Raw genomic sequence first — 12848 nt, 5'->3', positions numbered from 1 at the left:
ATCGAAAATGGCTGGTCAGCTCATCGGACAACTGGTGCTGTGGCTCATTCTCGCAGTCATTGTGGTCTTCATCCTCTACTGGGTGATGCATTGGCTCTATCGGCGGTCGACCAAGGAAGTTGCCTTCGTCCGAACCGGATTCAGGGAGAGAAGGTCGTGATCGACGGAGGTGCATTCGTCTGGCCGATCATTCATGACATCACACCGGTCAACATGAATTCGCTTCAGATGGCGCTGACCCGTGCAAAGGAAGATGCCCTGATTACCAAGGACCGCCTGAGGGTCGATGTCGATGCGGAATTCTATGTCCGTGTGGGCCAGACAAAGAAGGCCGTCAGTCTGGCCGCGTCCACATTGGGCCGCCGGACACTGGAGCCTGAGCGCATCCACTCGTTGTTGACGGGGAAATTCATATCCGCGCTGCGCACCGTTGCGTCCGAGATGACCATGGAAGAACTGCACGAGAACCGGCACGTCTATGTCGACAGGGTTCTTGAAGCGGCCCAGGTCGGTCTCGACAAGAATGGCCTTGAACTGGAAAGCGTTGCAATCACAGACATCGACCAGACCGGTATTGAATATTTCAACCCGTCGAACAGGTTCGACGCTGAAGGTCTGACGACTGTCATCAGGGATATCGAAGACAGAAGAAAGCTGCGCAATGACATCGAGCAGGACTCGATGATCCGAATTCGTACCCGGAACCTGGAAGCGGAAAAGCAGGTTCTCGATATCGAACGAGAAAGCGAGAAGGCGCGACTTGAACAGGAGCGGGAAATTGAGTTCAAGCGGGCGCAGCAGCACACCGATCTGGTGCGAGAGCGATCCGAGCGAGAAAAGGAAGCTGAACAGGCTTCACTGTTGAGCCGCGAAGCCATCGAGACGGCGCGGATCGAAAATGAAAGGCTCATTTCAGAGGCACGGATCGCATCGGAACGCGAAGTCAGGCAAAAGGAGATCGAACGTCAGCGGGTGATCGATGAAGCAGAAATAGTAACCCGCGAAGCTGTTGAAAAAGCCAGGATCGGTCAGGAAAAGAACCTCACCGAAGAACGCATTCGCACGCAGCAGACCACGGAAGCAGCCGACATCGCGGCAAAGGAAGCCGTTGAAAAGGCGCGTATTGCTCAGGAACGCACCCTGACCGAAGCCCGGATCGCAAAAGACCGCGAAACCGAAGCGCTTGAAATCGAACGCCGCAAAACAATCGAGGAAACCGACATAGCAGCGCGTGAGATCGTGGAGAGGGCAAAGATCGCACAGGAAGACGCGATTACGGAAGCACGTATTGCCTTCGAGCTTGTTACGCGTGAAAGGGAAATCGAGCGCAATCTGGCAATTGAACAGGCGGAAATCGCGTCGCGCGAAGCCGCAGAAAAACTGCGCGTTGCGCAAGAGCAGACGGTCAATGCGTCTCGTATCGCGGCCGATCGCGAAACACGCCGCCTCGAAATCGAGCGGCAAAAGGCCCTCGAGGAAGCAGAGATCGCAAGCCAAAAGGCAACCGAGGCCGCTCGTATCGCGCGGGAGAAGTCTCTTTCGGCAGAGCGTATTGCATCCGAACAGGCAACACGTGCACTCCAGATCGAGCAGCAGCGCGAAATCGAAATCGCCCAGATTGCTGCCCGCGAGGAGACCAACAAGACACGGATTGCCCAGGAAGAGCGGATTAGAAATCTCGAAATTGCCTCCAACAAGGCGATAGACGAGGCAGAGATCACCGCACGCGAAGCAGTCGAAAAGGCGCGAATTGCCCAGGACAAGCAGCTCGCCTTCGAGCGGATCGCAGCTCAGGAAGCAACGGACGGCCGCGACGTTGAACGTCAAACGGCATTGGATGCCGCCACCATTGCCGCCAAGGAGGCAACGGAAGCCAAGCGCATTGCGCAGGAGAAAGTCATCGCCGCCGAACGGATCGGTTTCGAGCAGGAAACACGTGCTCTTGAAATCGCCCGCAACAGGGCTGTTGAGGAGGCTGAGATTGCCGCACGCGAAGCTGTAGATGCCACGCGCATCGCGCAGGAAGCCAAAATCGCGTTGCAGCGTATCGAATGCGAAGAAGCCACCAGAGAACGGGATGTCGCCAGAGCGAAGGCCGTTGAAGCGGCAGAGATTGCAAAAGCCGAGGCGACCGAGGCAGCCCGCATTGCCAAGGAGAAAAAGGTCGCTGCAGAGCGCATTGCCTACGAACAGGATTTGAGAGAACGCGAGATCGCGCGCAATCGTGCTGTCGATGTCGCCAATATTTCTGCGCAGGAACTGGTCGAAGCCGCTCGCATTGCGCAGGAGAACAAGTTGCGCACGGCGGAAATCTCCAAAGAAGCCGAAGTCAGAAAACGGGAGATCGAACGCACCGAGGCGATCGAGACTGCAGAAGTTGCCTCACGCAGATCCGTCGAACAGCTTCGGATTGTCAAGGAGCAGGAAACGACTGCGGAGAAGATCGCCCGCGACGAGAAGATCCGGGCGCTCGAGATCGCACGCAACCAGGCAATCGACCAAGCCCAGGTTGCCGCAGATCAGGCAATCGAGGCTGCAAAGGTCGCCAAGGAAAAGTCCATCGATGCCGAGCGTATCCTTGCCGAGCAGGAACTCGATGCGAAGAAGCTGGAGCGCAAGAAAGTGCTCGAGCAGCTCGAGATCTCACGCGTTCAGGCCCTGCGCGAAGCCGAAATCTCCAGCCAGGAAGAGATTGAGCGTGCTCAGATCGCATCCGAGCGTGGTCTCGACGATGCCAGGATTGGTCATCAGACGGAGCGCAGGCGCCTTGAGATTGCGCGCGAGAAGGCCGTCGAAAGTGCCCAGATGGACAAGGCCATTGAGCTCTACAAGAAATCGCTCGATGAAAGTGCAGCCGCGGTAGAGGCCGAGGTTGCCAAGGCACGGGCGACGGAAGCTGCTGAAAAGGTCAAGACGGCGCAGGAAACGGAAGTCGCAACACGCCGCAAGTCGGTCGATGTGGTTCTAGCGGAAAAGGAAGCAGAGGAGACACGTATTGCTGCCGACGCCGAGCGTGTTCGCAAGGCAGTGGAGGCCGAAGCTCAAAAGCTCATCAACGAGGCAGAAAACGTCCTCACCGATGCAGCACGCCACTCGCTCTTCAAGCGCAAGATGCTGGAGCATGTGGAAGGAATTGTCTCAGCGTCTGTCAAGCCGCTTGAGAAGATCAACGATATCAAAATCATGCAGTTGGGCGGAAGCGGAACTTCCGGCCTTGGCTGGGCAGACGGAAATGGCACAGGTACCGGCACCGGCGGTGGTGGAGGTGGCGGCGGCAGTCCGACAGACGAGGTCATCAACTCGGCACTCCGTTACCGGGTGCAAGCGCCGATGGTGGACAGTCTGCTCAGCGATATCGGGATCGATGGATCCAATCTCGCCAAATCGGACGTGATGAGAACCGCCAACGACATGACACGCGCCGCCAATGAGATGAAGCGGCTGAAGGCGGATGACAAACCCAAAGGCCAGACCACTTCCAAGGAGGGCAAGTGAATGGCGCGGGTCTACACCTCATCCGTGATTGATGCCCCCGCAGCCAAGGTCTGGGAGCGGATCCGGGACTTCAACGGTCTGCCAAAATGGCATCCGAGGATACGAGAAAGCCGCATTGAGGAAGCGCTGCCAGCCGACAAGATCGGTTGCATCAGAAACTTCAATCTTCAAAACGGCGACAACATTCGAGAACAGCTGCTCGGTCTCTCCGACTACGACCTTTTCTACAGCTATTCCATGCTCGAGGGGCCCATGCCGTTGAGCGAATATATCGCGACGTTGCGTCTGACGCCGGTCACCGAGGGTGACCGCACATTCATTGAATGGTCGGCGGAGTTTTCCTGCGAACCGGACGTGGAAGACGAGTTGGTCGCCGGCATCGGCACCAATGTCTTTCAAGGTGGCTTTGAAGCGTTGAAGAGACATTTCGGAGGCTGAGTAGCAGGTTCCGCTGTCAAAATGGGAGGAAAGAAGATGAATTTCCAGAAAGTGGTTTTCGGGTTTGGCTTGATCCTGGGAACATCAAATGCATTGGCGCAGGATCTTCCGCCACTCGAAATTCAACCCAACGCAGAACGGGTAACCTTTGAGCATATCGATGCGCTGAACGCCTGCGACTGGAACCGGCTCATGGCGCAATATCCGGAAGAGGTTCTGTTCATTCTTCCAAATGGGGTCTGGATCGAAGGACGTCGCAACATCGGAGACGTCTTCGCGGGGTTCTGCAAATCTCGCGAAGATGGTGGCTTCAAGGGCGCAACCTTCATCGCGGAAAAGGTCAAGACCATTGGCGACACTGTGAATGTCTCCTGGCGTGTCGAGGCAGACTTTCTTGCAGAGCCCTACAAGGGAGCGGATGCATATGTAACGCGCGATGGTCTGATGTATGTGCAGGTCACGACCTTTGATCCGGCTGACATGAAGTTCAAGTGAAAACAGAAAGTTAGCGCCGTGGTCAAGGTTGTTCGCAGCACAATAGTGAAGGCACCGATCGAAGCTGTGTGGGATGTCCTGCGCGATTTCAACGGCCACGATCGCTGGCATCCGGCAGTGGCGTCCAGCCAGATAGAGCGGGGCGGGAGTTCCGACAGGGTTGGCGCTGTCCGACGCTTCAGGTTGAAGGACGGATCTGAACTCAGAGAGCAGCTTCTGACACTCTCCGATCTGGAACAGACCTTCTCCTATTGCCTTCTGGATACGCCCATTCCGCTTTTCAACTATGTCGCCCATGTCCGTTTGTCACCGGTCACGGACGACGACACCACGCTTTGGGAATGGCAAAGCCGGTTCGACACCCCGGCGGGCCGCAACAAGGAGCTTGCGGCCCTCGTCGGCAATGAAATCTATGTCGCCGGCTTTAAAGCCGTATCGGACTTTATGGGACTGGAGGCCTAACAGATGGTGACGATTACAACGGTCGAAACGCTCCAGGATGCAGCTGCAAACAAAGGCCAGGGAACTGCGTTCCTCGGTGGCGGCACTTTGCTCATGCGTGGTGTGAATTATGGTGATCAGAATGTGTCGCGCATCGTGCGGCTGCGGCAGCCCGAGAGCCTTGCGGGCGTGTCGTCGGAAGGAGAACGTGTCCGGCTTGGGGCATGCGCGACCATGGCAACAATTCTGAAATCCGCAGATGTCGCTTTTTTGCACGCTGTGGCGCGCGCCGTCGGCGGTCCGGCGATCCGCAACATGGCAACTGTCGGCGGCAATGTTTTTGCCCCGCATCCTTATGGTGATTTTGCCGTCGCCTTGCTGGCATTGGACGCAAAACTGCGCATGTCGGATGGCAGTGAATTGGAGTTGGAGCGTCTGCTCGCCGCGCGCGAGACGGAACCGCGTCTCATTGAATCTGTTTCGGCTATGCGCCCTGCCGGCGATGATTTCCGGTTTCTCAAAGTCACCCGGGTTAAGCCGCGAGGGGCGTCGGTGCTCAGCATCGCCGCGTGGCTGCCGAGACGGGCAGGCCGTATCTCCGGTGCACGCGTTGCGTTTGGGGCCATGGCGCCAACACCGGTTCGTACCCCAGCCGTCGAAGCCGCGCTCGAAGGTGTCAGTCTCGACCAAAATGGCATTGATCGCGCGCTTCAGAGTGTCGCCAACGACCTGAACCCACCAGACGACAGTTTGGCCTCCGGTTGGTACCGCAAGGAAGTCGCACCCGTGTATCTCAAACGTCTGCTTCTCGGGCAAGGAACGCGCTGATGTCCAAGACACCCGTACAATTCTCACTCAATGGATCTCCGGCAGCGGTCTTTGTCGATGACGCACAGAACCTTCTTGATGTTCTCAGACGCGGTGTTGGCGACTTGTCGCCGAAATACGGCTGCGGACAGGGCACCTGTGGGTCCTGCACCGTGCTGATCGATGGCGAGCCGCATTTGAGTTGTCTGACATTGGCGGAAACCGTAGAGGGCCGCGCCGTTGAAACGACAAACGGCCTGGCCGAAGGTCCGCAGCTTCATGCGCTCCAGGAAGCGTTCATGGAAAATTTTGCAGCTCAGTGCGGCTACTGCACGCCGGGTATGCTGATGGCAGCCAAGGCCTTGCTAGATCGAACACCAAGGCCGAGCCGCGAAGAAGTCATCGAAGCCATCTCGGGGAACATCTGCCGATGTACCGGTTATGAGCCCATAATCGACGCCATCCTGGCTGCGAGCGGTCAACCGACACGGAGGACCGGCTGATGTCATCCGTGGAATTCCGCAAGGATCTCTTCAACGACGAACGTGACGATAATCTGCAGGAGATCGGCAAGCCGACACGCAGGCAGGATATTCTGGGTCACGTAACGGGCCGCTCACCCTACTATGATGATCATCTCTTTGATGGCCTCTTGCACATGCGGTGTGTCCGGTCGCCCCACCATCATGCGCGGATCAGGTCAATCGATACTGGCATGGCGGAGCGCATGCCCGGTGTCATCAGGGTGGTTCTCGCCCGTGATGTTCCGAACAATCTCAACACCTTGTTGTCGTTGATCAATTTCGGTAAAGACGAAGAGAAACTCATACAGGATACCAAGGTCGCCTATATCGGCGAGCCCGTCGCGGCCATTATTGCCGAAACCGACCGTCAGGCCCGTGACGCCTGCGCTGCAGTCAAGGTGGACTATGAGGTTCTGAACCACGTTCTGGATCCCGAAGAAGCGCTGTCTTCCGACGCACCGGTTGTCAACGAGATCTATCCGAACAACACGTTCGATTATCACGACCTCTACGATCATCAGAAACTCAGGTTCGGAGACGTCGAAAAAGGTTTTGCTGAGGCAGATCATATCGTCGAGGGCGAATACCAGATGTCGCCGATTGAACAGGCTCCGATCGAGACCTGCGGTGCCATTGCAGCCCCGGAAACCAATGACAGATACGTCTGCTACACCTCCACGCAAGCGCTGTTCTTCTCACTCGGGACGACCGCAAAGCTCCTGAATATGGCTTCGTCACGGCTTCACTTCATCGGCGGGACTGTCGGCGGTGGTTTTGGCGGCAAGGTCGACAGCATTGTGGAACCGCTGTCTGTCCTTGGAGCTGTATTGACCGGACGGCCTGTGAAATTCATGTGGGACCGCACCGAGGAAATGCAGGTCGGAGCCCCGCGCGGAGCGGAGCGCTGGCGGATCAAGGATGGCGTTGCAAGAGATGGCCGTATTCTGGCCCGGGCCTTTACCGGTTTCTTCGATGCGGGCGCCTACACCCGGCTCTCTTCATACGCGATAATCAAGTGTTCGGCGCATTTGCCCGGGCCATACACCATCCCCAATGTGGCCTCGAACGTCTTTTGTGTCTTCACAAACCGCACGCCCGCGACCGCAATGCGCGGCTTCGGCATCACAGGTGTCGACTTCGCCATCGAATGTCACATGGACAAGGTTGCGGAAACGGTCGGCCTGAATCCGATCGAGCTTCGGATCCTCAATGCCTATCGCGACGGCGATATGAAGCCGCACCGCAGGTTGGCAAAGAACACGGCCCTGATCGAGTGCTGCCAGGTCGCGGCACAAAAATCCGGTTGGAGCATCGGGGCCGATGCCATACGGCAGTCATCCCTTTTGGGTGGCGGGGGGCAAGGGCGGAGATCCCGGAAACGGTAACCGACAGTGCCGGGCGAATAGGAGAGCGGAGGCGTGCACCTGTCCCGACAGCGCCGGGAGAAGGCGCTGCTAGCAAGGGGCATGTTCGTGCGGGGACACAAGGTATACCAATCGTTGCTGCCGCTCCCCAGGACGAAGACATGGTCATCGACCCTGCCCGCACGGGCTATAGGGGACCATCGTCCACACCGACAAGAATTCCCGATGCTGCGATGACGCCAGATCATTCGCTTCAGCCTGCGGCAGCCGCGGCAGCTCCACCACCGGCAAGCCGGCCCGGCCCCGTGGCACCTCCAAGCAGCTCGCAATATCAGCAAGCAAAGCCACCTCCTCCTGCAGCTCAAATGGCTCCTGAGCCACCTGCTGCCCAACCCCCGGCAGTGCCGCAGCAACCCGCATCACAGCCCTACAAACCGGAGAAACCATTTTCACGCGGTGTCAATCGACCTGGCGTTTCCAGGTTCTTGTCCGGTTCAAGGAGACGCTGATCATGACTGTTCACAAGGGCCGCGGTTTTGCCTGCATCAACTATCCGATTGGCATGAACCTTGGTGGTGACCCTAGTCAGGCACTGGTTCATTCAACACCGGACGGCAAGTTCATGGTGTCCTTGTCCTCGATCGACCTCGGACAAGGCATGAAGTCGGTGACCCGTCAGATCGCGGCGGAAACGCTCGGGGTCCCGGTGTCGGACGTCTATGTCGATACCGCTGACAGCGACACGGGCCCGCATTGCATGGGCTCCTTCGCATCCCGTGGTACGCACCGGGTCGGTAATGCCGTGATCCGGGCGGCGACGGAAGCTCGAAAGGCGCTGCTGGAAGCCGCCGCTGAAGAACTTGAAGTCAACGCTTCGGACCTGGACACCGACGGTCAGGGAAACATTCACGTCAAAGGTGCCCCCAGCCGAACCATTACAGTTGCCGATACCGCAATTGCTGCGCAATTCAAGCAAGGGCGGACGTTGTCGGGCAGGGGGATTTTTCTGATCCCCCTTCAGATGTTGACCCGGATACAGGTGAAATGACGCCAGTATCGTGTTTTGCGCATGCCGCATTGGTCGTTGATCTGGAAGTGGATGACGAGACCGGCGAGGTCACTGTCAGAGAAATAAACTCCGCTTATGAGGTGGGCCGCGCGCTCAATCCGCGTCTTGTTGAACAGCAACTGATCGGCGGTGCATGGATGGGTGTTTCCCATGCGCTTTATGAAACGACGGAACCCTACTATCCGGACAGGAGCCACGCTCCCACAGACTTCAATGCCTATCTGATGCCTGGCCCGGGTGAAGTGGTTGATCACAACATTGCCGTCCTGGAACGGCCAGCTGAAGACGCGCCATTTGGCGGCAAGGGGCCTGGTGAGATGTGTGCCAACCCTGTTCTGCCGGCTATTGCCAACGCCGTCTACAACGCTGTCGGCGTGCGCTGCGACACGCTGCCGATCACGCCGGAAAAGGTACTGCGCGGATTGATCGCCAACGGTGGTGCCCGCCCACAGGGAGTGCGGTGATCCATGCCCGTGAAGCCGTCCATCGTTGGAATTGATGGTCCAGACCGCCTGAGGGACGCGCTGAATGCCGCGCAGTATATTGCAGGCGACGACCTGTCGACGGCGGCCTATCTGGCCTTGGCCCTTGGAAAACCCTTGTTGCTCGAAGGAGCACCCGGTGTCGGCAAGACGGAAGCTGCCAAGGCCATTGCCTCGGTGCTTGGACGCCGTGTCGTGCGGCTGCAATGTTTTGAGGGCATAGACGCAGCATCCGCTCTCTACGAATGGAACTACACGCGGCAAATGCTCGCCATTCGGCAGGCCGGTGATGATTACATCAACATCTACGACGATCAGTTCCTGTTGCAACGCCCCATGCTGGAAGCACTACGCTCTCCTGAGGATTGTATTCTTCTGATCGACGAGATTGACCGATCCGACCAGGAATTCGAAGCCTTTCTTCTGGAGTTTCTGTCCGATTTTGCCATCTCCATTCCGGAAACCGGAACGGTGAGGGCGCTGCGCCCACCCGTTGTTGTTCTGACATCCAACCGGACACGCGACCTGCATGAAGCGTTGCGCCGGCGTTGTGTCTATCACTGGATCGACTACCCGGACATTCATCTGGAATCGCGGATCGTGATGGCGCGGGCCAGCTCTGTCGCTGAAGCAACTGCCGCGGCCGTTTCAGCAGCGGTGGCCAAACTCAGGACGGAGCCTCTTGCCAAACCGCCCGGCATTGCTGAAACGGTGGAGTGGGCCGAGGCCGCCACTCTGCTTCATGATCAGGGAGCAACTTGGCCCGAGGCGTTCCGCCGTGCGATCGGCGTTGCACTCAAGGACCATGACGACCTGGCGTTCCTGGAAGAGCGTATGGACAGCTTCATGCCGCAGGAGGCCGCATGACGCTTCCTGCCGCAACCAGACCCTTTGTCGAGTTTCCCGCGATCCTTCGTGCGCACGGATTTCCTGTCGCACCCGATCAGACGATGGGCTTCGTTGAAGCTGTGGGTCTGCTGGGGCCAAGAGACATGCGCGATATCAGAAACGCGGCAATTGCAATGCTGTCGGTGCCCAGAGAGCGTCATCTTGAGTTCGATGCTTTGTTCAGGGCCTATTTCCTCGGTCAGGGTCTTGCCACGTCGATTGAAGATGACGACGAAGAGGACGATCTCGAAGCCTTTGAGCCGACCGGAGCGCGGGTGGATGTTGAAGAGGGGGCGGAGGAAGACGAAACCGGCGACCTCGCAACGTCCGCAGAGCTTCTGAGCCGCCGGCAATTCGTACCGGCAGACGCAAGCGATGCCCTGAGACACCTCGCGCGCCGGGCGGAGAGGGATCTGCCAAGACGCCTTTCCTATCGGCGGAGTTTTTCGCAGCGGGGCGACCGCATCGATTTGCGCAAGGCACTGAGGCAGGCTCTGCGACGGGATGGTGAGGTCTTTGATCTGCCGGTGACCCGCAGGAAAACCAGGCAGCGCCGTATCCTGCTTCTGGTGGATGTGTCCGGGTCTATGACGGACCAGAGCGCAGCGACAATGCGGTTTGCACACGCACTGACCCAGTCAGCCGATCGCGTTGAAACCTTCACATTCGGGACCCGGCTCACTCGCATCTCGCAGACTTTACGCATCAGGAATGTCGACCAGTCTCTTCAAACTGTTGGGGCCAGCGTTGCGGATTTTGATGGCGGCACACGCATTGGCGATGCGCTTCAGGCGTTTCTTTCAGTGCCAAGGTTTGCGGGTCAGGCGAGAGGAGCAGCTGTGCTGATCCTGTCTGACGGACTGGAGCGGGGTGACCCTGCATCGCTTGTTGAAGCGGTCCGGAAGCTGTCACGCTTGTGCTGGCGCCTGGATTGGCTGACCCCTCTTGCCGCCGATCCGCATTACGAGCCGCGAACCGAAGCATTGTCGGCCTGCCTGCCCTATCTCGACAGCCTGGTCCCAGGCGACAGGATCGAGGTGCTTTGCACTCATGTTCTCAGCCTATCGAGGTCTTCATGATAGATGCCCATCATCATATCTGGTTGCAGAAGGATCTGCCGTGGCTTCTGGGCCCGGAACAACCGCGCATTTTCGGACCTTATGAAGCAATCAAACGCGACTACCTTGTCGATGAGTTTCAGGCCGATCTGAGCGGAACCGGAATAACCAAGTCGGTATATGTGCAGGCCAACTGGGCGCCGAACTGGTTTGAGGACGAAGTTACCTGGGTGCAATCGGTTGCCGATGCTTCAGGGTGGCCGCACGGCATAGTCGGCTATGCCGATTTCACGGTCGAAGATGTCAGGCCGCAATTGGACAGGTTGAAACGCTACCCGCTCATGCGCGGGCTGCGTCAGCAGCTGCACTGGCACGAAAACCCGCTCTACAGGTTTGCCGCCAGACCGGACCTGCCTGCCGATCCTTTGGTTCAAAAGAACATTGCATACCTGGCCGACTACGACTGGAGCTTCGATTTGCAGGTGTTTCCTTCGCAAATGAACGATGCTGCGAACCTGGCGGAGAACTGTCCCGATGTTCAGTTCGTGCTGATGCATGCGGGCATGCTGGAGGACACCAGCCAGAACGGCCTCAAGCTGTGGCGCAAGGGCATGCGGCGCTTGGCCGAGTGCGACAACGTTGCGACCAAACTATCGGCATTCGGCACCTTCATTCACCAGAACGATCCGGAATTTATCGCCTTCATGATCAAGCAAAGCGTCAACCTGTTTGGTGCAGAAAGATGCATGTTCGGATCGAATTTCCCCATCGAAAAACTCTGGACCACATACGCAGATCTGTTTGCCGCCTTTCAGGACGGAGCAAAGGGACTGACCAAGGCAAAAAGGCAGTCAATTTTCAACGATACGGCCGAGCGGATCTATCGGCTTTAGCCGTTGTCTGCCGTCCGGTCTTTCATTCCATGGGAGTAATAGAAATGGCCCTTACCATCCACGTTCTGGACTACGGAGACATAGAGCTGGAGACATCGTTTCTCGTGCTCGGTCATGAATGCGGCAGGGTCCGCAGAGTGCCTGTCTATGGATTTCTGATCCTGGGCGGCACGCATCCTGTTCTCGTAGACACAGGTTATCGTGACAATGCGATCATGGAAAGCCTCGGCATGCGAGGGCTTCAGTTTCACGACAACATGATTGAAAACCAGCTTGCCATACATGGTCTGAAACTGGGCGACATTCGTTACATCCTGCACACCCACCTGCATATCGACCATGCCGGCAAGGACGACAAGTTTCCGATGAACACCACTGTTGTTCTGAACCGGAAGGAAATGGAATTCTCTGTCTCCGGCATCATGTATCCGCAATATCCGAAGCCCGATATCATGCATCTGGTGGAACGGATTTACGAACCGGAGGCGATGCGCTTTCTGGATCTGGAGATCACCGGCGCGGAAGAAATCATTCCGGGTGTCTGGTGTGAAGCCGCAGGTGCGCACACCGAAGGGTCCATGAATGTCATCGTTGAGACCGCGGAGGGGCTCGCCTGCATCTGCGGCGATGTCATCTACGACTTCAACGATCAGATCGTGAACCACGTTTACACCAACAACTGGATGGAACCCCGTGTGACCGGCAACCACGCCGGGTCGAAACGTGAGGAGAAGGGCGCCATCAAGAAGCTCCTCAACAACTACACCTTCCTGCTGCCGGTGCATGACAAGCCCGCGAAAATTCAAAACCAGCAGGTGGTCGGGCGGCTCGGTATGAGCGTGCCGGGACCAATGACGGAAACCGTGCCGGAAAGGCAATGGTTTCCGATGTGAT

The 12848-nt window shown here is 57.6% G+C and carries 11 protein-coding genes and 2 pseudogenes; all 13 read left to right on the top strand.

The window, feature by feature from the left end:
• Positions 1-7: 7 nt before the first annotated feature.
• Positions 8-160 carry a hypothetical protein gene (locus ACZ1HV_RS07790; RefSeq protein ID WP_472717767.1) on the top strand — a complete coding sequence of 51 codons (153 nt, stop codon included), beginning with the start codon at positions 8-10 and terminating at the stop codon, positions 158-160.
• Entirely contained in the window at positions 157-3495 is a 3339-nt protein-coding gene (locus tag ACZ1HV_RS07785) for a flotillin family protein (RefSeq protein WP_472717766.1), read from the top strand. Before ACZ1HV_RS07790 ends, ACZ1HV_RS07785 begins: the two co-directional genes overlap by 4 nt.
• Positions 3496-3933, top strand: a complete 438-nt coding sequence (locus ACZ1HV_RS07780; protein WP_298813313.1) for an SRPBCC family protein — start codon at positions 3496-3498, stop codon at positions 3931-3933. It abuts the gene before it with no gap.
• A gap of 36 nt (positions 3934-3969) precedes the next feature.
• Positions 3970-4428 (top strand): nuclear transport factor 2 family protein, encoded by a 459-nt coding sequence (locus ACZ1HV_RS07775; protein ID WP_298813312.1) that lies wholly within the window; start codon positions 3970-3972, stop codon positions 4426-4428.
• Between the two features lie 18 nt (positions 4429-4446).
• Entirely contained in the window at positions 4447-4890 is a 444-nt protein-coding gene (locus ACZ1HV_RS07770) for an SRPBCC family protein (RefSeq protein ID WP_472717765.1), read from the top strand.
• Between the two features lie 3 nt (positions 4891-4893).
• Complete coding sequence (locus ACZ1HV_RS07765) at positions 4894-5697, top strand: FAD binding domain-containing protein (protein WP_472717764.1); 804 nt, start codon at positions 4894-4896, stop codon at positions 5695-5697.
• Positions 5697-6179 (top strand): (2Fe-2S)-binding protein, encoded by a 483-nt coding sequence (locus ACZ1HV_RS07760; protein ID WP_298813308.1) that lies wholly within the window; start codon positions 5697-5699, stop codon positions 6177-6179. The genes ACZ1HV_RS07765 and ACZ1HV_RS07760 overlap by 1 nt, the downstream gene beginning before the upstream one ends.
• Positions 6179-7590 (top strand): annotated as a pseudogene (locus ACZ1HV_RS07755) (xanthine dehydrogenase family protein molybdopterin-binding subunit); the annotation flags it as partial. The gene ACZ1HV_RS07760 and the pseudogene ACZ1HV_RS07755, both read left to right, overlap by 1 nt.
• Positions 7591-8075: 485 nt before the next feature.
• Positions 8076-9097: pseudogene (locus tag ACZ1HV_RS07750) on the top strand (xanthine dehydrogenase family protein molybdopterin-binding subunit).
• 3 nt (positions 9098-9100) lie between these two features.
• On the top strand, positions 9101-9982 hold the full coding sequence (locus ACZ1HV_RS07745) for an AAA family ATPase (protein WP_298959386.1): 882 nt from the start codon (positions 9101-9103) through the stop codon (positions 9980-9982).
• Positions 9979-11082 (top strand): vWA domain-containing protein, encoded by a 1104-nt coding sequence (locus ACZ1HV_RS07740; protein ID WP_472717763.1) that lies wholly within the window; start codon positions 9979-9981, stop codon positions 11080-11082. Before ACZ1HV_RS07745 ends, ACZ1HV_RS07740 begins: the two co-directional genes overlap by 4 nt.
• Entirely contained in the window at positions 11079-11954 is an 876-nt protein-coding gene (locus ACZ1HV_RS07735; RefSeq protein ID WP_472717762.1) for an amidohydrolase family protein, read from the top strand. The genes ACZ1HV_RS07740 and ACZ1HV_RS07735 overlap by 4 nt, the downstream gene beginning before the upstream one ends.
• Before the next feature lie 44 nt (positions 11955-11998).
• The gene (locus tag ACZ1HV_RS07730) at positions 11999-12847 is read left to right on the top strand and encodes an N-acyl homoserine lactonase family protein (RefSeq protein WP_472717761.1); all 849 of its coding nucleotides are present in this window, start codon (positions 11999-12001) and stop codon (positions 12845-12847) included.
• The last annotated feature ends 1 nt before the right edge of the window (position 12848 follow it).

The sequence above is a fragment of the Roseibium sp. JB4-4 genome (assembly GCF_055693425.1).
Note: the sequence above shows the minus strand (reverse complement) of the source record. Positions and strands in the feature narration are given on the sequence as shown.